Origin of the sequence: Pseudomonas sp. NPDC087612 (assembly GCF_044743505.1) — a bacterium.
GTDB lineage: Bacteria > Pseudomonadota > Gammaproteobacteria > Pseudomonadales > Pseudomonadaceae > Aquipseudomonas.
This window is the reverse complement of the sequence record NZ_JBIUWO010000008.1, coordinates 210,002-236,116: the sequence shown is the minus strand read 5'-3', so window position 1 is coordinate 236,116 and position 26,115 is coordinate 210,002. Positions and strand designations below refer to the sequence as shown.

Annotated in this window: 25 protein-coding genes; 5 read left to right on the top strand and 20 right to left on the bottom strand. The window is 57.3% G+C overall.

The genetic code is table 11. The annotated features are described in order from the left end of the window. Window positions 1-14 precede the first annotated feature (14 nt). The gene (locus tag ACIOVF_RS18370) at window positions 15-1,184 is read left to right on the top strand and encodes an MFS transporter (protein ID WP_401291331.1); all 1,170 of its coding nucleotides are present in this window, start codon (window positions 15-17) and stop codon (window positions 1,182-1,184) included. Here ACIOVF_RS18370 and ACIOVF_RS18365 read toward each other — a convergent pair. Continuing rightward, window positions 1,177-1,938 carry an SDR family oxidoreductase gene (locus tag ACIOVF_RS18365; RefSeq protein ID WP_045195319.1) on the bottom strand — a complete coding sequence of 254 codons (762 nt, stop codon included), beginning with the start codon at window positions 1,936-1,938 and terminating at the stop codon, window positions 1,177-1,179. The genes ACIOVF_RS18370 and ACIOVF_RS18365 overlap by 8 nt on opposite strands. A 230-nt stretch (window positions 1,939-2,168) precedes the next feature. On the opposite strand from ACIOVF_RS18365, the gene ACIOVF_RS18360 reads away from it, so the two are divergent. Continuing rightward, the gene (locus tag ACIOVF_RS18360) at window positions 2,169-3,173 is read left to right on the top strand and encodes an NADP-dependent oxidoreductase (protein ID WP_401291328.1); all 1,005 of its coding nucleotides are present in this window, start codon (window positions 2,169-2,171) and stop codon (window positions 3,171-3,173) included. Here the strand turns inward: ACIOVF_RS18360 and pyrF are convergent. Next, window positions 3,163-3,864, bottom strand: a complete 702-nt coding sequence (gene pyrF / locus ACIOVF_RS18355; RefSeq protein WP_038994059.1) for an orotidine-5'-phosphate decarboxylase — start codon at window positions 3,862-3,864, stop codon at window positions 3,163-3,165. The two genes, ACIOVF_RS18360 and pyrF, sit on opposite strands and share 11 nt — an antisense overlap. A 179-nt stretch (window positions 3,865-4,043) precedes the next feature. Here pyrF and ACIOVF_RS18350 point away from each other — a divergent pair, with 179 nt between their 5' ends. Further along, window positions 4,044-4,211, top strand: a complete 168-nt coding sequence (locus ACIOVF_RS18350) for a DUF2897 family protein (RefSeq protein ID WP_010224101.1) — start codon at window positions 4,044-4,046, stop codon at window positions 4,209-4,211. A 30-nt stretch (window positions 4,212-4,241) separates the two neighbouring features. Here ACIOVF_RS18350 and ACIOVF_RS18345 read toward each other — a convergent pair whose 3' ends face one another. Both ACIOVF_RS18345 and ACIOVF_RS18340 read right to left on the bottom strand, forming a co-directional pair. Further along, window positions 4,242-5,036 (bottom strand): SDR family oxidoreductase, encoded by a 795-nt coding sequence (locus ACIOVF_RS18345; protein ID WP_045195323.1) that lies wholly within the window; start codon window positions 5,034-5,036, stop codon window positions 4,242-4,244. A 151-nt stretch (window positions 5,037-5,187) separates the two neighbouring features. Beyond that, window positions 5,188-5,502 carry a helix-hairpin-helix domain-containing protein gene (locus ACIOVF_RS18340; protein WP_045195325.1) on the bottom strand — a complete coding sequence of 105 codons (315 nt, stop codon included), beginning with the start codon at window positions 5,500-5,502 and terminating at the stop codon, window positions 5,188-5,190. 220 nt (window positions 5,503-5,722) lie between these two features. Between ACIOVF_RS18340 and ACIOVF_RS18335 the strand changes: the two genes are divergently transcribed. Beyond that, window positions 5,723-7,027, top strand: coding sequence for a right-handed parallel beta-helix repeat-containing protein (locus tag ACIOVF_RS18335; RefSeq protein WP_401291323.1), 1,305 nt, complete (start codon window positions 5,723-5,725; stop codon window positions 7,025-7,027). 78 nt (window positions 7,028-7,105) lie between these two features. On the opposite strand, the gene ACIOVF_RS18330 is transcribed toward ACIOVF_RS18335, so the two are convergent. The 14 genes from ACIOVF_RS18330 to ACIOVF_RS18265 form a co-directional block, all read right to left on the bottom strand. Then, on the bottom strand, window positions 7,106-8,344 hold the full coding sequence (locus ACIOVF_RS18330) for an O-antigen ligase family protein (protein ID WP_401291320.1): 1,239 nt from the start codon (window positions 8,342-8,344) through the stop codon (window positions 7,106-7,108). A 26-nt stretch (window positions 8,345-8,370) separates the two neighbouring features. Next, window positions 8,371-9,750, bottom strand: coding sequence for an undecaprenyl-phosphate glucose phosphotransferase (locus ACIOVF_RS18325; RefSeq protein ID WP_401291317.1), 1,380 nt, complete (start codon window positions 9,748-9,750; stop codon window positions 8,371-8,373). 187 nt (window positions 9,751-9,937) lie between these two features. Beyond that, window positions 9,938-11,065 carry a glycosyltransferase family 4 protein gene (locus tag ACIOVF_RS18320; protein ID WP_093387380.1) on the bottom strand — a complete coding sequence of 376 codons (1,128 nt, stop codon included), beginning with the start codon at window positions 11,063-11,065 and terminating at the stop codon, window positions 9,938-9,940. Window positions 11,066-11,123: 58 nt separating this feature from the next. Beyond that, window positions 11,124-12,419: a hypothetical protein gene (locus ACIOVF_RS18315; protein WP_401291315.1), complete on the bottom strand. Its 1,296-nt coding sequence runs from the start codon at window positions 12,417-12,419 to the stop codon at window positions 11,124-11,126. Then, window positions 12,416-13,651, bottom strand: coding sequence for a hypothetical protein (locus tag ACIOVF_RS18310; RefSeq protein WP_093380450.1), 1,236 nt, complete (start codon window positions 13,649-13,651; stop codon window positions 12,416-12,418). The genes ACIOVF_RS18315 and ACIOVF_RS18310 overlap by 4 nt, the downstream gene beginning before the upstream one ends. 2 nt (window positions 13,652-13,653) lie before the next feature. Continuing rightward, window positions 13,654-14,403, bottom strand: a complete 750-nt coding sequence (locus ACIOVF_RS18305) for a hypothetical protein (RefSeq protein ID WP_143013266.1) — start codon at window positions 14,401-14,403, stop codon at window positions 13,654-13,656. Continuing rightward, window positions 14,400-15,734, bottom strand: coding sequence for a hypothetical protein (locus tag ACIOVF_RS18300; RefSeq protein WP_401291312.1), 1,335 nt, complete (start codon window positions 15,732-15,734; stop codon window positions 14,400-14,402). Before ACIOVF_RS18300 ends, ACIOVF_RS18305 begins: the two co-directional genes overlap by 4 nt. Before the next feature lie 131 nt (window positions 15,735-15,865). Then, window positions 15,866-16,924: a pseudaminic acid synthase gene (pseI, locus tag ACIOVF_RS18295; RefSeq protein WP_052676496.1), complete on the bottom strand. Its 1,059-nt coding sequence runs from the start codon at window positions 16,922-16,924 to the stop codon at window positions 15,866-15,868. Further along, window positions 16,921-17,475: a UDP-4-amino-4,6-dideoxy-N-acetyl-beta-L-altrosamine N-acetyltransferase gene (pseH, locus tag ACIOVF_RS18290; RefSeq protein ID WP_230090889.1), complete on the bottom strand. Its 555-nt coding sequence runs from the start codon at window positions 17,473-17,475 to the stop codon at window positions 16,921-16,923. The genes pseI and pseH overlap by 4 nt, the downstream gene beginning before the upstream one ends. Before the next feature lie 4 nt (window positions 17,476-17,479). Continuing rightward, window positions 17,480-18,574: a UDP-2,4-diacetamido-2,4,6-trideoxy-beta-L-altropyranose hydrolase gene (gene pseG / locus ACIOVF_RS18285; RefSeq protein ID WP_401291423.1), complete on the bottom strand. Its 1,095-nt coding sequence runs from the start codon at window positions 18,572-18,574 to the stop codon at window positions 17,480-17,482. Window positions 18,575-18,682: 108 nt separating this feature from the next. After that, window positions 18,683-19,369: a pseudaminic acid cytidylyltransferase gene (gene pseF / locus ACIOVF_RS18280; protein ID WP_093380444.1), complete on the bottom strand. Its 687-nt coding sequence runs from the start codon at window positions 19,367-19,369 to the stop codon at window positions 18,683-18,685. Next, window positions 19,366-20,526 carry a UDP-4-amino-4,6-dideoxy-N-acetyl-beta-L-altrosamine transaminase gene (gene pseC, locus ACIOVF_RS18275; protein WP_045195345.1) on the bottom strand — a complete coding sequence of 387 codons (1,161 nt, stop codon included), beginning with the start codon at window positions 20,524-20,526 and terminating at the stop codon, window positions 19,366-19,368. Before pseC ends, pseF begins: the two co-directional genes overlap by 4 nt. Window positions 20,527-20,529: 3 nt before the next feature. After that, complete coding sequence (pseB, locus tag ACIOVF_RS18270) at window positions 20,530-21,528, bottom strand: UDP-N-acetylglucosamine 4,6-dehydratase (inverting) (protein ID WP_045195347.1); 999 nt, start codon at window positions 21,526-21,528, stop codon at window positions 20,530-20,532. A gap of 181 nt (window positions 21,529-21,709) precedes the next feature. Then, complete coding sequence (locus ACIOVF_RS18265; protein WP_052676505.1) at window positions 21,710-23,020, bottom strand: Wzz/FepE/Etk N-terminal domain-containing protein; 1,311 nt, start codon at window positions 23,018-23,020, stop codon at window positions 21,710-21,712. Between ACIOVF_RS18265 and ACIOVF_RS18260 the strand changes: the two genes are divergently transcribed. After that, window positions 23,010-23,351, top strand: coding sequence for a hypothetical protein (locus ACIOVF_RS18260; protein ID WP_195886046.1), 342 nt, complete (start codon window positions 23,010-23,012; stop codon window positions 23,349-23,351). The genes ACIOVF_RS18265 and ACIOVF_RS18260 overlap by 11 nt on opposite strands. Window position 23,352: 1 nt before the next feature. On the opposite strand, the gene ACIOVF_RS18255 is transcribed toward ACIOVF_RS18260, so the two are convergent. Both ACIOVF_RS18255 and ACIOVF_RS18250 read right to left on the bottom strand, forming a co-directional pair. Continuing rightward, window positions 23,353-23,910 carry an O-acetyltransferase gene (locus ACIOVF_RS18255; protein WP_093380442.1) on the bottom strand — a complete coding sequence of 186 codons (558 nt, stop codon included), beginning with the start codon at window positions 23,908-23,910 and terminating at the stop codon, window positions 23,353-23,355. Window positions 23,911-24,008: 98 nt separating this feature from the next. Beyond that, complete coding sequence (locus tag ACIOVF_RS18250; protein ID WP_045195352.1) at window positions 24,009-26,012, bottom strand: nucleoside-diphosphate sugar epimerase/dehydratase; 2,004 nt, start codon at window positions 26,010-26,012, stop codon at window positions 24,009-24,011. Window positions 26,013-26,115 lie beyond the last annotated feature (103 nt).

The window sequence follows — 26,115 nt, the reverse complement described above, 5'->3', positions numbered from 1 at the left end:
CAAGGAGCCGAACCATGCCCACCCCGCGCCACCCCGCCCTCCTGGCCTTCGCCCTGTGCCTGATCACTTTTGCGGTCAACCTGCAGGCACCGCTGTACACCGCTTACGCCGAGCTTTCCGGTGAGGGCGCCGGGGCCACGGCCATGGCCTTCTGCGGGTATGTGCTGGGGGTAATCCCGGTACTGCTGTTGCTCGGTGGCCTGGCCGACCGGGTCGGGCGGCGGCCGCTGATCCTCATCGCCCTGGCCCTGTCGATGCTTGCCACCTTACTCATGCTCTTGGCGCCGGGGCTAAAGACCCTGGGCCTGGCGCGCCTGCTGCTGGGCACCGGCACTGCGCTGGCGTCGGCCACCGGCACTGCCTACATGGGCGAACTGATGCACGGCGGCGACAACCGCCATGCCGCCACCTGGGTCACCGCCAGCACTTCGCTGGGCTTTGGCCTCGGCGCGGCGCTGACCAGCCTGTTCCTGCTCAATGGCCCAAGCCTGACCCCGGGCAGCTTCTATCTGCACCTGGCGCTGGCCTGCCTGGCGATGCTGGCGGTATGGCAATTGCCCGACCGGCGCCTGGCCCCACCTGCCGCGCTGTTGCGCCTGCCCTGCTACCCGGCCGGCAGCCTGCCCTACGGTTTGGCAATTCTGCTGGCCTGGGCCTGTGTCGGCCTGGTGATTGCCTTGCTGCCGTCGATCCTCAAACAGCATGGCCTGGCCAACTGGTCGGGGTTCTCGACCTTTTGCGTGATCAGTTGCGGGTTGTTGTTCCAGCCCCTGGCCAAGCGCCTGGCGCCGGTGCGGGCCACGGCCATTGGCCTGGTGATCTTGCCCTGCAGCTACGCGCTGCTGGCCTGGGGCGCCGACAGCGGCGCGCTGGCGGCAGTGCTGCTGGGCACCATCGCCGCCAGCAGTGCCTGTTATGGCTTTATTTACCTGGGCGGGCTGTCAGCGGTGAACACCCTGGCGGGCGAGGAAAAAACCCGCGCCAGCGCAGGCTTCTTCCTGTTGGCCTACATGGGCTTCAGCCTGCCAGTCATCCTTACCGGGCTGCTGGTCGATCGCCTCGGCCCGGGTAATGCCCTGCTGGTGTTCGGCCTGGTGTTAGTGGTTGGCTGCCTGCTGGTGGGCCTGGCCCTGGCACGCAGCCACAAGGCGCTCGCTCTGCCTGCGCTGGCAGGCGTCAAATAGCCGTGGCGCCGCCATCGACTGCCAGGGCCTGGCCCGTTGTAAACGCCGCACCATCGCTGCACAGGTAAAGCACCGCACTGGCGATCTCCTCGACCTTGCCGATGCGCCCGACCGGGTGCATGGCGGCGGCGAACTCGGCCTTGCGCGGGTCGGCCTCATAGGCGCGGCGGAACATGTCGGTGTCGATCACCGCCGGGCACACGGCGTTGACGCGAATCTTCTTCTTGGCGTACTCGATGGCCGCCGATTTGCTCAGGCCGATCACCGCATGCTTGGAAGCGCTGTAGATGCTCATCTTCGGCGCGGCGCCAAGGCCGGCCACCGATGCCGTATTGACGATGGCGCCGCCGCCCTGGGCGAGCATCAACGGCAACTGGTACTTCATGCACAACCACACACCCTTGACGTTGACGCCCATGATCGCGTCGAACTCGGCCTCGCTGCCTTCGGCCAGGCGGCCCTGCTCGATCTCGATGCCGGCGTTGTTAAAGGCGTAGTCCAGGCGCCCGTAAGCCTCGACCGTGCGCCCCATCAACTGCCGCACATCGGCCTCGCGGGTGACGTTGCAACTGACGAACAGCGCCTCGCCGCCGCTGTTGCGGATCAGCTCGACCGTGCCTTCGCCACCTACGGCATCAAGGTCGGCCACCACCACTTTCAAGCCCTCGGCGGCAAACGCCAGCGCCGTCGCCCGGCCAATCCCCGCAGCACCACCGGTGACCAGGGCAACCTGGCCAGAAAAACGCATGCTCATCGCTAGCTCCTGCAACAAAGTGAGGTCAGTGATCAGGAGTCTAGGCAGCGATCCGCGCCATTGGGCAGCATCATCAGGGCGCCGGTTGGTGCACTATCGGCCTGGGTGATTGTCTTCCCCAGTATCAATCAGCGCAGTGGATTACCGTGCATTCGCCAGGCGGGTAAACCTTGCCGCCTGGCCAAACAAGGTCTATCAACAAGCATTGCCCTTCAATCGAGAGCCTTGCCATGACTGTCCAGACCAACCGCCGCTTCCTGCTCGCCAAACGCCCGACCGGCGCCGTGACCCGCGACGACTTCAGCTACGAACAGGTGCCGGTGGCCGAACCTGGCGAAGGCCAGATCCTGGTAAAAAACCTGTATCTATCCCTGGACCCGGCCATGCGCGGCTGGATGAACGAAGGCAAGTCGTATATCCCGCCAGTGGCCCTGGGCCAGGTGATGCGCGCCCTGGGCGTCGGCGAGGTGATTGCCTCGAAACACCCGGGCTACGCCGTCGGCGATCACGTCAACGGCGCCCTGGGTATCCAGGACTATTTTGTCGGCGAGCCCCAGGGCTTCTACAAGATCGATCCGAAACTGGCGCCGCTGCCGCGCTACCTGTCCGCGCTGGGCATGACCGGCATGACCGCCTACTTCGCCCTGCTCGACGTCGGCACCCCGAAAGAAGGCGATACCGTGGTGATTTCCGGTGCTGCGGGCGCGGTCGGCAGCATTGCCGGGCAGATCGCCAGGCTCAAGGGCTGTCGTGTAGTGGGTATCGCCGGCGGCAGCGAAAAGTGCCAGTACCTTAAAGATGAACTGGGCTTTGACGGGGTCATCGACTACAAGGCAGAGGACGTCCTGGAAGGCCTCAAGCGCGAATGCCCGAAAGGCGTCGATGTGTTTTTCGACAACGTCGGCGGCGAGATTCTCGATGCCGTGCTCAGCCGTCTGAACTTCAAGGCGCGAGTGATCATCTGTGGCGCCATCAGCCAGTACAACAACAAGCAGGCGGTCAAGGGCCCGGCCAACTACCTGTCACTGTTGGTCAACCGTGCACGCATGGAAGGCTTCGTGGTCATGGACCATGCCGCCAACTACGGTAAGGCGGCACAGGAGATCGCCGGCTGGCTGGCAACCGGCAAGGTGAAGAGCAAGGAGGATGTGGTCGAAGGCCTGGAAACCTTCCCCGAGACACTGTTGAAGCTGTTCAGCGGGGAAAATTTCGGCAAGCTGGTGCTTAAGCCCTGATCTCGGCGACCACTGCTGCCAGCGCCTGGGCAGGGTCGGCGGCCTGGCTGATCGGGCGACCGATCACCAGGTAGTCGGAGCCGGCATCCAGGGCCTGGCGCGGGGTCAGTATGCGGCGCTGGTCGTCCTGGGCGCTGCCGGCCGGACGAATGCCCGGGGTCACCAGTTGCAGTGACGGGTGCGCAGCCTTCAGCGCCGGCGCTTCCAGTGCCGAGCACACCAGGCCGTCCATGCCGGCCTTCTCGGCCAGAGCCGCCAGGCGTAGCACCTGCTCCTGCGGCTCGATGTCCAGGCCAATACCGGCCAGGTCTTCGCGCTCCATGCTGGTCAGCACCGTCACGCCGATCAGCAGCGGCTGCGGGCCGCTGCGCTGGGCCAGCACCTCACGGCAGGCCGACATCATGCGCAGACCACCGGAGCAGTGCACGTTGACCATCCACACGCCCATCTCCGCGGCGGCCTTGACGGCCATGGCGGTGGTGTTGGGGATATCATGGAACTTCAGGTCGAGGAACACTTCGAAGCCCTTCTCGACCAGGGTTTCGACAATGCCCGATGCGCTGCTGGTGAACAGCTCCTTGCCGACCTTGACCCGGCACAGGGCGGGGTCGAGCTGATCGGCCAGCTTCAGGGCGGCGTCACGGGTAGGGAAATCCAGGGCGACGATGATGGGCGTCTGGCAGGCGGACATGGGCGGGTCTCTTGGCAAGTCTTGAACGGCGCGCATTGTAAACGAAGCGGCGGCCCGTGGGGGGCCGATGATCGCGAAATGGCCGCGGCCCACCCCTGCCCCTATAATTGAACCAATGAATGATGCTTTGGCTCCAATTTAGTGAAGCAGTGTCATGTGCTGTTTAAAAGGAGAATTACATGCCCTGGTATGCCTGGTTGATTCTGGTGCTCGCAATCGGCTCCATCGTCGGTGGCCTGATGTTGCTGCGCGATACCGCGAAAAAGCTGCCCTTGACCGAGGAGCAGCTCAAACGTGTGCATGAGCGCAATGCCGAGATGGATGCCAAGGATGCGCAAGACCGCTGAGCCTTCTGCACGGCCCGGCAACGCACGGCGTTACTTGTAGCGCGCCGCCGCCGAACTGCGCGAAAGATTCGGCCCCAGCGCATCCCGCGCCTTGATGTACGCCTGCCAATCCGCCGCTTGCGGCAATGAAGGAATGGTTACCAGCTCGTTCTGGTCCAGCCCGCTCAGTGCCGCGTCAACCATCTCCCCTACTTCCATCACCATCTGCGGGTCGATCTGGTTCACGTCAAGGCCTGAACGCTCGAAGATTTCCGTACGGGTCACCCCGGGCAGTACAGCCTGAACCTGTATCCCCTTGTCTTTCAACTCACCGCTCAGCGTCTGGGTCAGGCTCAGGACATAGGCCTTGCTCGCGCTATAGACGGCGTTGAACATTTCCGGCGCCAGGGCCACGACTGAAGCGATGTTGATGAGGGTCCCCCGGCCGGCGTTGGCGAACTGTGTCGCAGCAGCAGAAGCCAGGCGGGTGACAGCGACGATGTTGAGTGCGACCACTGCATCGATCTGTTGCGCGGTAACCTCCGCCAGGGTGCCATGCAGGGCGATGCCAGCATTGTTGACCACTACCGCAATGCTGTGGTCGTCACGCAGACGCTTCTCGACCCGGGCAAGGTCGGCGGCTTCGACAAGGTCCGCAGTCAGCACTTCGACACTTACGCCATGACGAGCCTGCAACTCATTCGCCAGCGCCTGCAGGCGTTGGCCGTCCCGTGCGACCAGAAGCAGGTCGTGCCCGCGTGCAGCCAGGCGCTCGGCGTAGACAGCACCGATTCCTGACGATGCACCGGTGACCAGTGCCGTAGTGGTTAATGAAGAATTCGACATGACAGTGATCTCCAAAGGCTCGACGAAAGAGAGGAACAACTGCGCCAGATAAAAATATTATGACCATAATATTTTATCAACCCGAGCCGACCAAAGGCATCGCACAGCCAAGAAAAAGCCGGTCAATGACCGGCTCCTTCCCTGTGGGTGATCAATTGACCGTGAGCTTGTCCCGATTGCGATCCAGCAGTGCCTTGCCAATACCCTTGATTTCGAGCAGTTCATCCACCGAGGTGAAGGCGCCGTGCTCATCACGGTAGGCGACGATGGCTTCGGCTTTGGTTTTGCCAATGCCGGTCAGGGTGGTTTGCAGGGTTGTGGCATCGGCCTGGTTCAAATCGAGCTTGGCAACCGGCAAAGTGACCATGGCGGCCGTCGGCTCGACTTGTGGTTGCGCCGCCATTGCCGAAAGCGAGACGGCAGTAAACAGTGGCAGAAAGAGGTACGACAGGACGGTGTTGCGCATGGGGAAACTCCTTGGCTATGAATTTGCAGAGCAGCATTTCCTTGGCTGCTACCGAAACCTAGACCGGCAAGAGAGTCGGCGCAAATGTGTCCACAGCGGATTGTTTTACCAAACAAGTCTCAACAGTATTCGAGCGTAGCTGTAGCACAAACGCTTGTGCAAACGCGCCCCACTACAACAGATGTAGTAAACTCCCGCGCACTTTGTGAGGGGGAGTCAAATGCGTAGAAGGGAATTTATTGTTGGCCTGGGCGTGGTTGCCCTGGCAGGGATCGCCACGAAAGTTATTGTTTCGGGTTCGTCGAATGCACTTAAAACACCAACCGGCATGGACTGGCTGCCGTTTGACTTGCTGGCCCTGAATGCCGATGGAACCGTTACAGTAAGTAAAGACGCGGCCAAGATCATGGACAAGATTTCCATGCTGCCGTCGGCCGATGCCGAGTCGCTGGCAGCCGGCGCGCATGATCCTTTCCAGATCCGCATCGACAACGGCTCGGGTGCCAGTGCTCGCAGTTTCATTGGCGCCAGCAATCCAAACCAAGGCCCGTTTGACCTGAGCAAGCTGACCGTCATCCGCGCGCCGGGGCCTGAGCCCAAAGCGCTCGACTGGGCCCAGGGCGGCAAGTTTTACCGCGCGTTGATTCCGGCCGGCTCCGATCCACGGGCCGTTACTGTATCGAATGTGCTGGACGAATACTCCCGGCCAAAGCCGCTGCGCGAGTTCGCCGACCTGGAACAGGCTGGCGAGGAAGGCTGGTTCTTTGATCAGAAAGAACGCACGCTCTATGTCAGCAAAAAACTTGCAACTAATGTCAACGCACTGAAAGATATCCTCGGCATTGTGTATCGCCAGCCCGGCACTACTACAATGCGCGTACAAGGCGGTGAAGCCTATTTCGAAAACCTATTGTTCCTCGGTGTCCTGCCGTGGGTACTGAATGCCTCTGGCCTGGTGTCCAAGGCGGTCTTCAAGAACTGCGCGTTCTGGTATTCCCCGGGTTCAGGTATCGCCAACGAAGGCGGCTATGTTGTTCTCGATGGCTGCGAAATCTATCGTAGCCGCGACCATGGTTTGGTCTCACGTAAAAGCGGTGATACCCAACCCAAGCACATCGTTATCAATACCAAGGTTAGGTACGCCGGCGATGTAGATACATTCGGCTCCACGCGTAACAGCCAAAGCGGTTTATCGATGAACGATAGCGGGCTGGCCGTCATCATGGGCTGTGACATTCGTAAATCGTTTGGCCCTAATATCGTCGACAGCGGTGCCGGTGCCGGTAGTCAAGGCATCTCCTGGTGGTATGGCGTGCACTGCGAGGAAAGTCTGGGGACGCATCCGATGAACTTCGGAGCTCAAGGTGTACGCACCGTCTGGATGGAACATTGCAGTGAAGGCAACACCAAGGGGACGTCAGTGCGGGTTGCCGGTGAAGGCACGGTACTCCATCACGCCAATAATACAGTCGGCAAGTTTGTAAGCGATAAAGGCGGTCAAGTACTGCATTTCAGCGAAGTTTAAGTAGTTCGGTACATGCGTATAAAAAAGTCGCCTGCGGGCGACTTTTTTATACCAACAATATCGACAGTCACATTGACTTCAGTTGTTCTTGGCGCAACGTTCAAGCCCTCTGCCCCGCTGGGTAACGGCAAGCAGTACCGCCAATGGCAGCCAGACAATAGTCCAGTAATCCCCTGGCCGCGTGTAGATCCTTTCTACGTCTGTAAGCATGACAATCAGCGCATAGCACAACGCTGGCAACGCCAGACATACCAATGGATCATGGCGCATTTTCCAGGCTTTTTTCATAACGCAGCCGAGTCCCGCCAATAAAAGCCCCACTGCAACCAACCCGCTGTCATACACCTGCTGTAGATAAAGGCTGTGGGCATGGGGTGAGACTGTCTTGCCGTCCGGCCAATGGTAAGCAAAGGGCGTACCGAGCCCATGGCCTGCGATCCATGAGCCTGACATGCTCGAAAAAAAATACTCCCAGATGGGGCTACGACCAGAAAGCCGGCGCGTCAGAAGCTCGTTTAGCAAGTGATCTTTCCAGATAAGAGCAGCCACCAGCCCGACAGCCAGGCCCACGCTAAACAGCCACCACCCTAGCCTTGAGCGCTGGAGGAGGATTGCCAACAAGCAACTTGCCGCCAGCGCAATCCACGCACCTCGTGCATAGGTTAAGAGCACATAGGCCGCAAGCACCATAAACACCAGCATCCAGACAACGGCCTTGCGTAGCGACGCCGTTCTATCAACAGCGAGGGCAAACGCCCAACTGGCGATGGCACCATGGAACATCCCGGCGGCCACAGGATAACGGTAATTGGCAAATTCACCGATCCCCAGTCGATCCAGCCGAAAAGCACGGTAGTGAAAGGAGCGATCAAGCCAGTAAAACTGAAAGTACAGGGTCGCCAAGGCACCGAGTGCAACCACGATCACCGCACCAGATAACACCCTGCGAAACACCTGAGGCGAACTATCGACAAGCATATGTACCGCGACCATGAACAACGCTATAAATAGGCCGCGCTTGGCTAACGCGAGGGCATCCACTTCACTGCCCGATGACCACAGTCCGGAAAGCGCCACCCAAACCAGGTAACTCGCCCACACCCAATAACACACACCTGGCAGCCGGGCCCTTCTGGTCGCGACAACGGCCACCAGGTAAATCAGGGCTGGCAACAGCAAGAAGAAATACACCTGACTGTTACGCGCGCTCCCTGAGGTCAACCATACCTTGCCACTGATCAGCACGAACAAGCCCAGTGCCAACACCCAGCCTGTCAGGTACCGCCAACGACTGTCATCATTCCAGTAGCTACCCATGGTCAGCACTCACATCAAACCGCCTTCTAGAACGCATTTCTGTTGATGAACCCCTTGAACACGGTGCTGGCAATGATCTTCAGGTCCAGCCACAGCGACCAGTTATCGATGTACCAGAGATCATGCTCCACCCGCTTCTGCATCTTCTCGAGGGTGTCGGTTTCACCACGAAAACCGCTGACCTGAGCCCAACCGGTGATACCCGGCTTGACTTTGTGCCGCTGCATATAAGACTCGACCAGGTCCTTGTAATACTCGTTATGTACCAGTGCATGAGGACGTGGCCCGACCAGAGACATGCGCCCCTGAAGGACATTGAAGAACTGTGGCAGTTCGTCAAGGCTGGTGCGCCGCAAGAACGCGCCCACTTTGGTCACACGCATATCGTTGCGCGTCGCCTGGGTTACGTCCTTGTCATCGTGGACGACCATCGAACGGAACTTGTACACCTTGAAGCGCACCCCATTGATCCCGGTGCGGTACTGCTTGAACAACATCGGGCCAGGCGAGCTGAGCTTGACCACAATGCCGATGACGGCACATACCGGCAGGATCATCAGACTGATCAGGCCGCCGACCACCAGATCTTCCAGGCGCTTGACGATCTGCGCCGGCCCGTCGATCGGACTGCAGCTCAAGTCCAGCGAATACAGCCCGGCAATGTAGCTGACACGATGATTGAGCAAGCGGATATCGCCCCACTCCGGAATGAAGCGTACTGCCACCGTGTGATGCCTCAAGGCGTACATTACCGCCTGAATACCGCCGCCCTCGCTAAGCGGCAAGCACAGCCAGACTTCATGAGCCCCATGCCTTTCAACTTGTTCGACCAGCTCGGCCAACCAGCTTTCGTCTGCCCGATAGTTGAAGGACGTCGCCACCTTGAAGCCAAACTCGTTCAACTTGCGTGTACGGTTCAGGCGCCGTGCCGTTTCACCACCGGTGTCTACCAGCAAAACAGACTTCAGGTTCATCCCCGAAGATCGCAGCTGGCGCAAGACCAGATAAACGATCACACGAAACGACAGGCTAAATACTGCGCCCAGAATCAAGGTCGAAGAAAACCATATCCGCGAGTAATTACCCGACACTTTCAAGAAGAATGACAGCGACAACAAGATACCCGCAGCAAGACACCAGCACGCCAGAAGGATGCCCAATTGCCGCCAGATGGACACGCCGCGTTGCGACCCATAGCCGCCGCCAAAGGTAATACACAGCACAACGACTGCCGCAATGAGCAAAGTCGTGGTGTTATAGCGCCCTGCCATGTCAAACGTTGTAAATCGATAATCGTGGGCAAGCAAGGAGGCCACAATAACAATCAACATATCCAGCAACGCTACAACGAACGGTACCGGATAGCGCTCTGAAAACGTGGGCTGATAACGATTGATCAGTTCCATACCCTACACATCCTCCCCCATTCCGGAGCCTGACGGCCTCTTGGCCGCGCCCCGGAAGTCCTATAAAAATGTTGCTTGTTATTGCCCTATGGCGCCTGGGTTCTTTGCCCACGATCGCCATCGATACAGCCAACCTGAGTTGACTGACTGCTGGCCTGCTCCCGACAGTGCCAACCCTCATCACACGCTATTGAAGATGCTTCCAGCCAGCGAAAAACGCCTGACACTTGTCATCGACAAAACGTTTGAATTTGTCCCGAAAAACCTCTGGTGCAAATTGTTCGGCGTGCGCACGAATGGTTGTCGGATCAAAATCCTCAGCGCTTTCAAACTGGCTGATAGCTGCGCAAATCGCAGCCTCGGTCTGCTCATAGAAAAACATCCCGGTTTTCCCCTCGACGACGGTTTCGAGAGCGCCGCCCTTACCGAAGGCAATGACCGGTGTGCCACAGGCCTGGGCCTCGACCGGGGTGATGCCAAAGTCTTCCTCGGCAGCAAACACAAATGCCCGACAGCGTTGCATATGGTCACGCAGGACCTCGAAAGGCTGATACCCCAGAACCCGCACATTAGGCCCTGCCGCCTGTTTGACTTTATCGAACTGCGGCCCGTCGCCAATCACCACCAGTTTCTTGTCGGGCATGGCACTGAAGGCCCTGACAATCAGGTCCATTTTTTTATAGGGGACCATGCGCGAAGCGGTCAGGTAGAAGTCTTCCTTGTCAGGCGTGAAAGCAAAGTCCTGAACATCCACCCCCGGGTAGATGGTGGTCGCCTCACGTTTGTAGACCTTGCCGATGCGACGGCCGATGTAATTGCTGTTGGAAACGAAATGCTCGACGTTGTTGGCCGTGCGCGCGTCCCAGTTGCGAATTTTGAACAGCAGGTAACGGGCCAGCCAGCCCTTGAGCCCTTCACTCTTGTTGGACTCGATCAGGTACTGGTTCTGCAGGTCCCAGGCGTAGCGGATCGGTGAGTGGCAATAACAGATGTGCAACTGGTCAGGCCCAGTCATCACCCCTTTGGCCACCGCGTGGCTGCTGCTGATGATCAGGTCATAACCCGACAGGTCCAGTTGTTCAATCGCCAGTGGCATCAACGGCAAGTACAGTTGATAGCGTTTGCGGGCCTGTGGAAGACGCTGGATGAAGGTCGTCGTGGCAACTTTGCCACCGATCTTCTTACGCTCGGCGTCAGAAAAGAAATCCACCACAGAGAACAGATCTGCCTGAGGCCAGAGACTGATAATTTCAGCCAACACCTTCTCTGCACCCGCGAATGTCACCAGCCAATCATGAACAACCGCTACCCTGATATTCACTACATCACCATCGCAAATTTTCAAAAAATCAATGTATTGCCGCGACTGCCTGTTACACCGCGTCAGACGCTTTGAACAGCGTTGAATAGAACACGCGGAGTATCAATCCCAGGAGTACTGCGGCAATCATTGCGTACTGTCCGATACCACTGACAAACAGATTGACGACCAGAAAGAACGGCAAGAACGAACAAAAAATCAGGTACATCGGCAACCAGGCCAGACGCCGATACCGCAGGGCCCTGGCGACCAGGCCGAGCACGGACGCAAAAACCACACAGGCCAACGCCCCGCCCCAGATGCCAAAATCATATACCACAGGCCCGAAGAGCGTCGTGTAAACACCGGGGCGGATAACTCCAGCGCTTAACACATCCTCAATATCACCTTTGCCGAGAGCGGCCATGACAATCTTGGCGGGAATATAAAAACTGTGCAGCCCATAAGTACTTGCGCCATCAACCAATGAGGTGAGATAGAAAAACTCATATAACCCATGGGTGATGTACTGGGAAAAATGGGTCAACGCATAGACCAGACCAGCGAGCCCCGAACTATCGTTTTGTCCGAGGTAGTCCACCACTTGCGCGCTGGCCGGAGCGAATCGCGCATACCCGGAAAGCTCCATTGATGCCACCGGATCCATGCCCATTTGCTGGGTCCGGATCCAGAAAACCATGCCACCCAACCAAATAAAGGCGATCGCTACAACTACCCCGAGAACCAGATTCCTGAGAGACAAGCGGACATATCCCGTCATCAATGCTGACATTAGCGAAGTCGCCATAAATACCACCAAAATGCTTCGCGAGCCCTGAATCACCATGTCGAACACGGCGAATAATAGGCAGCAAAACAACATCGGAAAATGATACCAACGGCGAGCACCAGCCACGCGCATCATGCAGATAAAGATGGGCAAGAACAGAAAGAATGACGATAACACCCCACCTAACAAGGCAAGACTGCCTGAACCTCCAGAGGCAATCAGCTCACGGTTCTCCATGAAATCTGAACTTAGGTTTCCACCGGCCCGCATAAAGATCCGCTCAATAACACGCAACAGCAACCCGATACTTCCGAGGCCATAGATAAGCCAGACCAGGCGGCTAATCGAACCTGCCTCGCATTCAAAAGTCAGTACCCGCGCCCGCATCTGCCCGCACGCAAAAAACAACGTCAGGAGAAACAGATACACATATGAGAGCAGGATAAAAAGCGACGATGGTCCTGCCTCGTACGAGTAATCAATAGGGGCACACAACCAGATCAACACACAGCACAAACCGCCCCACAGGAAAATCCGATAAGGCGGAAACACCGCGAGCCTTATGAACAATGGCGTCATCGCGACCCCACTTTCACTGCATTTCTCCGGGTGAAGGCGAACAGCCCCAATTTCATTACCCAGCGTAACTGCATTAACACGATCGATAAAAATCCGATAATCCAAGCGAGCGAAACCAGCCACTTGAAGTCAGTGACTCCGAGACAGACTCCAATACCTGTGAATGCCAAAAAGGTAGTGCCTCCCATGGCCACACTAAGCGTTTGCAGGCCTGGGCGGGCTGCACTTCCGAGGACACCCTCCAGACTTGCGCTAGCGGCCCAGAACACCATCACCAATGCCATAGTTGCGATCAGCCAGCGGTCCTCGAACAATGGCCAAGGTAATCCCAATTGCTCCCCGGGGATAAACACAAGCGCCATTGCAATTATCAACGCAGCGAGCCCAACCAGTGTCACACTGGCCATGATCGCCGTGCTTCTGTACTTCACCGCACCGCCGTAAACGCGTTTGAAAAATACAGTATTGATGAACTGGTGAACGACAATCGCGATGGATAGCCAACGGAACACGATCGAGAACGTAGCCACAGCGGTTTCGTCGTCGAGCAGTCCAAGCAAAATTCTTGGCCCCCCCATAAACGCGGCCATTAGGACGCCACCAATCAGAAACTTGTAACTCTGCAGGAGTGCACCTTTCATCGCCCGCACATTCAACGCATCGCGCTGAGGCCGTGGTGAAATCCAGAGCAGAACTCCCCCCATCACCCCACCGCACAGGGTCATGATCTTGACGTAAACATTCAGGAAGTCCATCCCCAGCCAGTGGGCTGCCAGGCCCACTAACAGGGTAAGGTACACTGTGCTTTCGAACAACGACGCCACAGCACCTTTGCCCAATGCTTTCATTCGGGCCGAGATAGCTAACTGCAACACTACAATGGCACTTTGCAGACCAATAACGGTGGCAAAAATTAGCCATTGCTGCGAAGCCAGATGAAACACTGAACAACTCACTACAATGGCCATCGTGCTAGCCACAAGGACATAAGCGGTAGCGCTACTGAGGTGTTGCGTCAAGGATCCGCCCAAGGTCCCATACGCGATCACCCCGTGCATACCCAGCGCGAGCACAGGTCCGACTACCATCGAGACCGAAAGCCACCATTCGACAGCGCCGTACTCGCCTGTACTCAAGCTCCAGGCGGCAAAAAACGGCGCGAGCAAGACCGCTGATTTCGACAGCGCAAAAATGCTTGCCTGGGCAAACAGGTGCTTGGCATGTCTGAGCAAGACTAAATCCCCGGTTTCTTGTGATAGACCCGCTCTACCAGCCCTTTGACCTGCACTTTGGAATGGCGAGTCTGAGCTTGCTCATAGTCCAGGGCAATCCAGCGCAAAGGCTGTGCCACATACAGACCGGGTTTTGGCAAGGACTTGGAAACACAAGATGCAGCACCTACAGTCACTCCGTTGCTGATGCTGACCGCAGCATTAATCACCGACATCGAACCGATATACACGTTGTTACCGACCCGTACACTGCCATCCACGCGGAATCGATCAAGCCCTTCAGGCGCATGCATGTAGCCATGAGTCCAGATCTGACTGGCAGACCCCGCCAAAATCGAGTAATCGCCAAAGCGAACACTTCGCGTGCAGTCGACCGTATGCCGCGAGGTGATTTTCGAGTAGATCCCCAGCCTGAAAACAGCTCGCCCCCAGGTCACACCACGGCGTCCCCGGTACACTTTGTTGAAGTTTCCAAGAGCGGCATTGGCCAGCAGAAACACCCAGATGTCGCCTTTGACCTGATTAAAGTATTGGATGTATGAAGCCGGGCGCATCACCAGGCTTTTACAAACGATGTAATTACCATGGCCAATAGAAACGCGTTCACCCAGCACAATCGAATCAGCGCGAATCCAGGAAAATCCGATCCGACAGCCTGATCCAATTTGCCAACCCAATGCGCGCAATATCAGGTTTTTCAGCCCACTGGCAGGCAAACACAGGCCCAATAGCGATGCACATACCTGTTTCATTCGCATCGCTCCGCCACTTGCAGCAAGTTACGCGCAATGGTCTGGACGTTGCTCGGATCAAGAACGCTTGGCAATGATGCAGGGTCAGAAACCAAACCGGCGAACGTCGAGGTGAACAATTTTTTGACCAAGTGCGTTCGGGCGGCGTCATCTGCAAGAGGGAATGCTCCAGACTCAACGTCGCTGATCACCTGCGAAATGCATTCAACGTTTTGCAGTTGAACATATCCAGGCTCACCAGAGAGAATGCCGGGACCGAATTGAACCAGTGGCTTGCGCGAAAGAACCGCTTCCACGGCAATGGTGCCGGTAACGGTGCAGATCATCGTTACGTGCTCAAGCAATTCCCCCATCGCCACTTCGTAAGGTACTGGAACAATGTTGTCCCTGCGCATGACTTGCTCAAGCAACGCGTCATCCAGTTCGTACTTGGTCTTGGGGTTCAACTTGACCAGCAGCTTCCAGTTATCCGGTATCGCCTGGGCCAAGGCGCCGATTAAATCAGCCTGATTGCGGAACGCCTGCCCCCACAAGTCCAGATTGGACTCCGGTTGCATCTGCATGGGGTAAAGCAGGTAGTGTTGTTCAGCTTGCAGATGGAATCGCTCGCTACTTATCTGGGCCCAACGAGCCAGGCGGGTTTTGACCGCCTTGTCCAATCGCCACTTTTTCAGCGGCGACGGCGTATTGAAGCGCTCCCCACTCAGGTAACTTTTTATCAGTGTCAGCCGATTGGGCCAGGATCCATGAATCGGAAACACTCGCCCTGGGTCCGAAGGCAACGAGGGACGCATGTAATCCGGGACTTTCTCCCGCTTGCGTATGGCTTCGGCAAGTGCAAAACAGTCTTCATCGGTCGGGCAATCCGTCGACACACCGATCGCCTCTTTGCTATCCCCTGCATAGATGCTGTAACGCCCGCCCGGATAGCCTGGCATGGACGGGTGGAAAAATGGTACCTGATGCTGCTTGCACCATTCTACCGCCAACAACTCATGAAAAAGCGTAGCCTCCCCAATGACCAAGTCGGGCTTGGCCTGATCCAGCGCCTGCCAGATGGCGGACTTGTAATAGTTGTAATGGGTTGGTTGGCCGCCAAAATAGTTGAGCAAACGATCCGACTTGCATGTACGGGTACAGACTTCATCGTTTGCTAATGGGGTGAGGTTGCTGCCCCGCGGGAACGCGATCACCGTGGCTTGGCCATGGATCGGGGTGAATAGCGGATTCTGCACAACCCAGCGGACAGTGTGTCCATCAGCAATAAACTGCTGCGCCAGCGCATCCCAGAAATAGGTTTTGTACCTATTCTCTACCATTAGAATGTTCATAGGTCAGCAGAAGCCTTTAAGCGCGATAGACTGCGCAGTGGGAAAACCCGTCCCACGATTTTTTTCAACTTGTTCCCAACCATTTCTATCTCCTTGGTCCACGGGTTTGAACCCAGCGTTGACTGCGTCAATCACAGGCCTTCTATATTTGCGAAGTCCACGGGGGTATTGGCCTCTACTGCCGCCTTCACGTATTTACCAACAACGTCATCGAAGTATTTCGGCGCAACACCACGCCCTGGACGGACGCTGCGGATCGCATCGGCAGTAACCACATCACCTGCGGCCAGTGACTTGACGAAGTAGAGCGAGCGACGGAACTGCACATTGCCCTGCTCGCTGGATTTGCGCGCGTAGTTGACGTCACCCAGTGCCGCCCACGCGGTTTTGCTGTCCTGACACAGCGCCTTGAGCTCCAGTGGCTCCAGCGAGAAACTGTCGTCCGGTCCTCCACCCTTGCGATCCAGGGTGAAATGCTTCTCGACGATCGAAGCGCCCAAGGTAACGGCGGCAATCGCAGTGGTGTTGTCCAGGGTGTGATCGGAAAGCCCGGTGACCAAACCAAAACGGCGAACCATGTCGGGAATGGTGCGCAAGTTGTATTCCGCAGCCGGCGCCGGATAGCCGCTGACACAATGAAGAATTGCCAGCTCCTTGCAGCCGCCCTCACGCGCGGCCTCGATCGCTTCGCTGATCTCTTCGGCATCGGCCATGCCGGTAGAAATGATCATGGGTTTGCCAGTGCCAGCCACATATTTGATCAATGGCAGGTCGATTGCCTCGAAGGAGGCAATCTTGTAAGCCGGGGCATTCAGGCTTTCCAGCAAGTCGACGGCAGTAAAGTCAAAGGGCGAACTGAAAATGGTGATACCCAGTTTGCGGGCATGCTCGAACAACGGCTGGTGCCACTCCCAGGGCATCTGCGCCTCCAGATAGAGGTCGTACAGGGTACGGCCATCCCACAGCCCCCCGTGAATGCGGAACTCTTCAGCATCGCTGTTCAGCGTGATGGTATCTGCGGTGTAGGTTTGCAGCTTGACCGCATCGGCGCCGGCTTTCTTCGCTTCCTCGATGATCCTCATTGCTGTTTCGAGCTTGCCATTATGGTTGGCAGACAGCTCGGCAATGATGTAAGGCGCATGCGCGGCACCGATTGCCCGCCCTGCAATGGATATCATCGGATTCATCATTGGCCTCGAATTAATTTATTCAGTTTTTCTTGCATGACATCACGGTGCATATCCCACTCACGGGACAGCAGCGCCAGCCTGTATACATCGACGTACGCGTCGTCCACACGGTGCTGCTCGCGAAAAATACCTTCCACCTGGAAGGCGAACTTCTGGTGAAGCTTGATGACGGCACTGTTGAATGCCAGCACCTCGCAATTGAGCTTGTTCAGCTGCAGCACGTTGAACGCATGCTCCAGCGCGAGAAACTCCATACGGCTGCCAGTGCCCTTGGCGGCATCCGGGGCGGCATAGAACGCCCAGCTGGCATTGGCGCTGTGGGTGTCGATGTCGGTGAAGCCGACAATCCCCGCAGCCCCCCCCTGCCACTCGTACATGAAGTACTGCTGGTCCTGGCGCTGCTGCAAGCGTTGCCACCATGCCAGGTGTTCCTGCTCGCTGATTACATGCCGGGTGTACATGTTGGCCCGCACGGCGGGTGCGTTTCGCCACTCAAGCATCAGGCCGACTTCGTCAGCCTCGATATTTCGCAGTTTTCCAAATGCCTGCACGTGTTCAATCCTTTTCCGATTCAGCCATAACCTGCGCGACGACCCGGCAGCCGGAGCCGTCGACAACCTTTCGTGCCTGCTGGCTCATTTGTTCCAACATGGACGGATCCCCACTCGCCTGTTCCAGATACCGGGCAAGGTCGCGGCCCAAAGTCTCATCCAGCGCCAGCGTCAGCACGGCGCCGGTAGCTGCCAGTTGTCGGGCGGCAAATACCTGGTTTTCCGCCAGCACAACCATCAGCGTCGGCAAACCCAGGCAGCAACGCTCCCATGAGGTTGCACCGGCCGCACCGATAGCAAGGTCAGAGGCAGCCATCAGCTCTGCCATGTTGCTGACATTGGTCTTGACCTCGGTGCTGAATGGCAGGGTCCGGGCTTGGGCACGAACCTCTTCGAGCCAGGGCGCGGTAGCCCCCATCACTACGGTTACCCGGGAGATAGTGGCCAGGGAAAGCGTTTCCAGGACCGATAAAATGCGTCCCGTGACGTTGTCCTTATCGACGCCACCCATGGTGATCAACACGTTCCTGAGGGCAAATGCCGCCCGGCGCTGCAGGCTATCGCCCCGCAACGCGGAAAAATCCGGTCGCAGCAATGCATGCTGTACACCGCACAGTAACCTGCAGTGCGCAGGCACCCATCGGCAATAATCCTGAGGCGAACGTCCCAACGACTGATCAAGCAACAGGTCGCACTGATGGGCTCGATCGGCTAGGTCGTCTATGACCATCAACTTGCGGGACAACCCCGCAATACTGCCCTCCCATTGCTGGTCCAGAGCGTAATGATCAACAACCAGCCAGTCCGGCCTGATGCTTTCAAGCAGCGCAGCACACGCAGCCGCATCCTCTGCCTGGCTGGCCCCCAGCCAATAACCGTAGATTCCGCGGTCCGCCCCCGGATTGCCGGCAATGCCGGTCACCACTTGCAGCGGATGGACCTGATAGCCGCGGGACCTGATCTGCTCGATCAGATTCCCGGTATGCGCCCGGCAAATGAAGTGACAGTGCGCGCCCTGTGCGGTCAGCTCATCGGCCAGGGTCAGGCAGCGCATGACATGCCCGATGCCAATCTCGACGGAGGCGTCTGCACGGAACACAACTTTCAATCGATCCACCCGCCTACCTCAATGATCTTACGCAGCATCACAACAACCCTGGCAACTTACCCTGAAAGCCCTTTCGCGACTCCTGAGCCGGATCAAGGTTTACCGGTTCATTTCCCGGAACATCCATTCAGCCCGAACCCAATCTTCAAGCGTGTCGATATCCTGGACCCTGTGGCCTGGCAGCACTACCGGTACCGAGCCGGGCCCAAACACGGGCTTGCCCAACCGCCAGGCCTGCGTACGCCCCCAATAGAACTGGCCAGCGTCATGAAAGGTTTCCTGTAGATCTTGCGAGCGGGTATTGAATTGCTCCGGATAGATCATTTCAATCCGGCCCTGGGTGTTGATCCGTACTGCCCGCTGGACAGGAAATGCATAGCGGGTAACGGCAAAGGCAAAATCGCATTGTTCACGGATCAAGGCGTCGAGCCCTGCCTGCAAATCCTCGGGCCTTACAAAGGGTGCCGTTGCGTAAAGGCAGCACAGGTAATCGATCTGCTGCCCGTCCTGTTCGAACCACTCAATGGCATGCTGAATCACCGGCACTGTGCCGCTGTGATCGTCAGCCAGTAGCGCGGGACGGATAAATGGCACCTGTGCCCCGGACTGGCGGGCCACCTCGGCGATCTCCAGATCGTCGGTCGAGACGATCACCCGGTCAAAAACACCGCTATTGAGGGCGGCCTCGATCGACCAGGCGATCATCGGCTTGCCGCAGAACATCTTGATGTTCTTGCGCGCAATACGCTTGCTGCCGCCACGGGCGGGAATGACCGCCAGTTTCATGCCTGCAAGGCCTTGGTCAGTGCAGCGACGACCACGTCCTGCTGAGACTCGCTCATGGTCTGGAACATCGGGATGCTGATGGCGTCCCGGTAATAGGCTTCAGCTTCAGGGAAATCGCCGCGGGCAAACCCCATGGCGGTGTAGTAAGGCTGGGTATGTACCGGAATGTAGTGAAGATTGACTCCGATACCCTGCTCACGCAACGACTCGAAAACCTGGCGATGGGTCTTGTCGATCTTGTCCAGTTGCAGGCGAATCACATACAGGTGCAATCCGGAATAACTGTCTGGATGCTGCCACGGCAGGGTCAGCGGTAATGCTGCCAGCAGTTCATTGTAGCGCGCCGCCAGTTCATGCCGGCGAGCGATGAACTGATCGAGGCGCTGCATCTGGCTCACACCCAAGGCCGCCTGCAGTTCGGTCATGCGGTAGTTGAAACCCAGATCGATCTGCTGGTAGTACCAGGGCCCATCAGCTTCATGGGTCATCTGTTGCGGGTCGCGGGTGATGCCATGGCTGCGCAGCAAGGCCATCTTTTGTGCCAATGCGTCGTCGTTGGTGACCGCCATACCGCCTTCGGCGGTGGTGATGATCTTCACCGGATGGAAGCTGAACACAGTAATGTCACTGTACTTGCCGTTACCGATGAACTCGCCCTGGTATTGGCCACCAATGGCATGCGAGGCATCTTCGATGACTTTGAATCCGTATCGCACGGCCAACGCATGGATCGCCTGCATGTCGCAGGGCTGACCACAAAGATGCACCGGGACCACAACCTTGGGCAGCGTCCCCGCTTGCTCCGCCAGCTCCAACTTGCGCGCCAGGGCTTGTGGGCAGAGGTTATAGGTGCGTGGGTCGATGTCCACGAAATCGACCTGCGCCCCACAGTACAAGGCGCAGTTTGCCGATGCGACAAAAGTAACCGGGGTAGTCCACAAACGATCACCAGGCCCCAGCCCCAGGGCCAGGCAGGCAACATGCAATGCCGACGTTGCACTATTGAGCGCAAGTGCGTGACGCGCGCCTACATGCTGTGCAACCCGCTGCTCGAACTCCGGCACCATTGGGCCCTGAGTGAGAAAGTCGGACTGCAGGACGCTGACGACAGCGTCGATATCAGCCTGGCTGATGTCCTGGCGACCATAAGGGATCATGGCTCAGATGCTCCCGATTTTTTCTTTGTTGATGGTGATCCACTCTTGCAGATCGGCATCACTCATCCACTCCGTGTTGTTGTCACTGGCGTAGACGAAACCTTCCGGCACTTTCTTGCCGTCCTTGATGCGCTTCTCGCAGTTGGCCCAGTCATTGATGACCGGCAGGATCTTGAAGTGCTCGGCATACTCGTAGGTGTAATAAGCGTCTTCAGCACTGATCATTTGTTCATGCAGTTTCTCGCCCGGGCGGATACCGACGACTTTCTGCCGAGCCTCGGGAGCGACAACCCGTGCCAGGTCGGTCACCTTCATGGACGGGATCTTCTTCACATAGATTTCGCCGCCTTCCATATCTTCGAAAGCATGCCAGACCAGTTCCACGCCCTCTTCCAGGGAGATCATGAAGCGCGTCATACGCTCATCGGTGATCGGCAACTCACCCTTGTCCTTGATCGACATGAAGAACGGGATGACCGAACCACGCGAGCCCATCACGTTGCCGTAACGGACCACCGACATGCGCGTGTCATGGCCGCCAGCGTAGGAGTTACCGGCAACAAACAGCTTGTCGGAAGCCAGTTTAGTGGCGCCGTACAGGTTAACCGGGCTGCTGGCCTTGTCGGTGGACAACGCCACGACCCGCTTCACGCCCTTGTCGATGCAGGCGTCGATCAGGTTCATTGCACCATTGATGTTGGTCTTGATGCATTCGAACGGGTTGTACTCCGCAGTCGGAACAATCTTCGTTGCCGCCGCGTGCACCACGTAATCGACGCCATCCAGCGCCCGGTACAGACGATCCTTGTCACGCACGTCACCAATGAAGAAGCGCACGCGGGAATCACCTTCGAATTTCTTCGCCATGTCCCACTGCTTCATTTCATCACGCGAGAAGATGATGATCTTCTTGGGGTTGTACTTGGCCAGTGTCATCGGCACGAACGTGTTGCCGAAGGAGCCGGTACCACCGGTGATGAGAATGGTCTTGTTAGTGAACATGTAACGCGTCCCTATGTAAAATCTGACCAGTTGGTCTTGATGAACTGAATAATGCTGGCCGCGGCCCTTCAAGAAAGCCGTCTGCCGTGCACATTAACTTGAGAAGTAACCATGCCCCTTTCACGGAGCCAGGCAGCGGACCTGCCCGCAGCCCGTACAAGGGCTGCGAACCGGTGTTGACTTACTGGGGATTGCCCAATGGCTCGCCGCCCTTTGCCACCTTCGTCATCCGCAAGACGACAAAGTAACGAATGATCGCCAGCAACACCCCCAACATACCCCCCACGGCCAGGCCCGCTAGAATCATCAGCGACTTTTTCGGCCAGACGGGTTTGAGTGGCTCCAGCGCGTACTGGTCAATGGTGACCAGATTCAAGCGCATCACATCGATATCGAGCTTTTTCAAGCGGGCCATTTCAGAACGCAACGGTTCGATGTTCTGCAAGAACACATCTTCGTTCTCTCGCTGTTTCAATGATTCGATCCGGCGATTGTTCTTCAGCAGCATGAGTTCTTTGCCGATCTGCGCCACCCGCGGGTCGGTGAAGTCATCGGAAGTTCGCTGACGGAGGGCCTTGCGCTCGGCCTCCAGGGCATCGGTACCCATGAAGTACAGCGGGATCTGCTGGTTATTGACCTCAGTACGGATCACATTGCCACCAGACTCGCCTTCGCTGGCCATGGCCGAAGGGGTAGACGGCTTCTTCAAGCCCAGCGAACGGGCGATGCTGATGGCTTCATCCAGCTGGGCGATTCGGTCGGCACGGCGCGCCTTGAGCTGAACGCGCAGTGCCCGAAGTTCATCTTGCAGTTGCGCGCGCGTGAGATTGTCCTTCTCCAGCAGCGTGGCAATTTGTGACTCCTTGCCTGCTTCATATCCAGCACGGGCTGCGTCGAGCTTGCCATCCAGTTCATTCAAGCGGTTCTTGATAATGACCGACAAGTCCGAGGCCACTTGCTGGCGCTCGCTTTCAATGGCGTATTTAACGAAGCCGTTGAGGATCTCGTCACCGTCGACATTCTTTGGATAGCGCAACTCCATGCCAATGTAGGCGCTGAGCAGGTCAACCTTCTTTTTGGGGTCCGGCTGCACCAGCTTGATGGAATTGCGGTTGAACTCTTCGAAAGCTTGTTCGTCGGTCTGGCCAGGCATGCGCAAAGGAGCGAAAAGCTGAGGATTGGCGCGGAAGTAACCCAGGCGCACATCGTAGGAATCAAGCGCGGCGCCGACGCGGGTGAGCGCCTGCTCACGCGGCAGCGAGTAAACACCAGAGCGGTTCAGGGCATCCAGATCGTTGAGCGCAGCAGGGCGCAGCGTGGTGCTGACCTGATACTCGGGAGTGGTGAGGAAGGCATAGGCTCCCGCCGCCGCCCCAACTGCCAGAGTGACAGCAACGATCAGAAATTTCTGCTTCCAGAGGCTTTGAACCACGGCAAAAAAATCGATATCGCTACTTTGGCTTACGGGGGGTATACGGGAAATGCTGGTCACGCACATGCCTGCCTGGTCGAGTAACAATGGCTCCAACGACAAGCGAGGTGTCACCAAAATCCTGGTAAGCAGCGCTCCCTGCCCCATTGACTCGATCCCGGAGAAACTTCCCTGTCATCAGACGAGAAAGGCGCGCATTGTGACAGTTTATGCAAAGGCAAACCACTCTCTGGCCAATCTTTGTAGGAAAAGTTCCCGACCAAAAGGTCGCAAAGCCCAGCAAAATAGGCACTTTTTCGGGTTTGCCCGTCAGAAACAGACGAACGGCAGGCAAGGTATTCCAGCACAATTGATCGACAATATCCTGGCGCGCCAGGGCGGCGTGTTTTGACTCAGGGTGTCGACAGGTACTGCGTTTCCAACTCGAGCAGGCCCTTGTTGCGATTCTTGATTCGCTTTGCCGGGATTCCGAAATAGATACCCCAGGCTTCAGTGGATTTGGTCACCAGGGTCATCGCCCCGACAGAACAGCCATCCTCGACGTTGACTCCGGGCACTACGATCGAGGAGGTGCCGATGATCACGTGACGACCAAGTCGGACCGCGGCCTTGGTTTCGCCCTTGAACTGCGCGGGGACCGTGGGATTGGTCATGGTCTTGCCGGAATAGTCATCGGACTGGGCAAATACATGACAGCCATAGGCCAGGCCGGAAAAATCTTCCAGGGTGATACCTGGCTCGCCCCCGGCAACATTGCAGAAAACGGCGATATGCACATTGCGACCGATCGACACCTTACCGGAGACGACACAGAAATCGTCAATTCGGGAGTTATCGCCGATCTCGATCTGGTCGCAGTTGTAAATAGAGGCCTTGTCACTGATCAGTACGTTGGAACCCAGTTTCTTGAACCCTTTTGACGCCAGTTCAGCAGGTGTAAGGAATGCCATTAACGCCTCACCGTTTTATACGCTTCACGAAGAACCACCCTATCAACACTCCCAGATGAAGACAAGGCAGCGCGCGGCTCACAATTTAATGGTACAGATCACGGATCCAGGCGGCGCTGCTGATAGATCCAGTCGACAATTTCACCGTCCGGCGTATAGCCACTAACGGTTTCACGCAGCAACTGGCGAACCCGCCCGTAGTCATCACCGGCAACCGCCGCCAGTAGCCGGTGCAGACGCTCCTTGAGCGTCTCCCAAGGCAGATGATCTTCGGCAGCGCTCATGATCATCGGGTGTCGGGTAGCAACGACGTTGTCACCGATCAGCAATTCTTCATAGAGTTTCTCGCCTGGACGCAGCCCGGTGAACTCAATAGCAATATCGCCGTGCGGATTCTTTTCAGAACGCACGCTTAGCCCGGAAAGGTGGATCATTTTTTCCGCAAGTTCGGCAATGCGGACCGGCTCGCCCATGTCCAGCACGAACACATCCCCACCCTGCCCCATGGAGCCGGCCTGGATAACCAACTGGGCCGCCTCGGGGATGGTCATGAAGTAGCGAGTGATCTTCGGGTGGGTGACCGTCAGTGGCCCGCCCGCCTTGATCTGCTTGTGGAACAACGGAATCACCGAGCCTGACGAGCCCAGCACGTTGCCGAACCGCACCATGGTAAAACGCGTCTTGTTGACCTGGGAGACTTTGTCCGAGTCACCAAACAGAACCGGCGCGAGCTCCTGGCTGAGCGCCTGCAGGGTCATTTCCGCCAGACGCTTGGTACTGCCCATGATATTGGTGGGACGAACCGCCTTGTCCGTGGAGATAAGGACAAAGTTGGCAACTCCGGCCTGCAATGCGCTTTGCGCCGTATTGAGCGTGCCGATGACGTTGTTCAACACGCCTTCGGCGATATTGTGCTCAACCATGGGAACATGCTTGTAGGCTGCAGCGTGATACACCGTATCGACACTCCAGGTCTTCATGACATCCAGCAACTGCGCCTGATTACGGATGGAGCCAAGAATAGGCAAGACCCTTACCGGCAACGAAGACCTGCTGATGGTCTGTTCCAGCTCGCTGAGAATGGTGTAGAGGTTGAACTCACTGTGCTCGAACAACAGCAAGGTAGTAGGTTGCGACTTGAGGATCTGCCGGCACAGCTCCGAACCGATCGAACCACCGGCCCCGGTCACCATTACCGACTGCCCCTTGATGCAACGTTCGATCAGGTCATCCTGTGCCGGAACCGCGTCGCGGCCCAGCAGGTCGGCGATATCCACTTCCTGGATATCATCGACCTTGACCCGGCCACTGGCCAGATCCATGAAGCCGGGCACACTACGCACATGCAGCGGGAAGCCTTCCAGGTAACTGAGTATCTCCCGCCGGCGCGCGCGCGTGGCAGACGGAATGGCCAGGAGAATCTCCTGGGCGCCAGTCATATCGACCATGCGCTGGATATGCTTGGACTTGAAAACCTGCAGACCGGAAATCGTCCGGTCAGTGATGCTGGCGTCATCATCGATGAATGCAACCGGACGCATCACCTTGCCCATGCGCAACGCGGCCACAAGCTGGTTGCCCGCAGCCCCGGCACCGTAGATGGCTACCTTGGGCAAACCATCGTCACGGTTGGTAAAAGGTACATTCTGAATGCCCGCGAACCAGTCACCGAGAAAATACTGACGCATGGCCAGGCGCAAGCCTCCGACCATGATCAGACTCAGCCACCAATAGTTGAACACGATCGAACGGGGGATCACGACTTGATGGTTGCTGTACCAGTAAACCGCTACGCCCAGTATCAGCGAGGACAGGCTCACCGCCTTGATAATGGTCACCAGCGCATCGTTGCCGAAGTAGCGCATCACCGCACGGTACATGCCGAAACGGATAAACAGCGGAATGGCAATCAACGGCGCGGTAACAAATATCCACAGGTGCGTGGTGAAAGGGTTGATGGCTTCTTCAATACCCAGGCGAACGACAAACGCCATCCACAGCGCAATCCAGACCAGTACCACGTCTGCCGCGACTTGAATCAACCGTTTGTAACGGCGCGGCAATGAAACCAGCCAGAGCCGTAGCCTATCGTATTTCACCATCTTCAAACTCCACTACGCCTGAGCCGACACTGCCATTGCTGCAGCATTCCATGTTCATACACCCCGTTCCCGGCGCTCCAGCGGTGGCAACAATTCATCACCA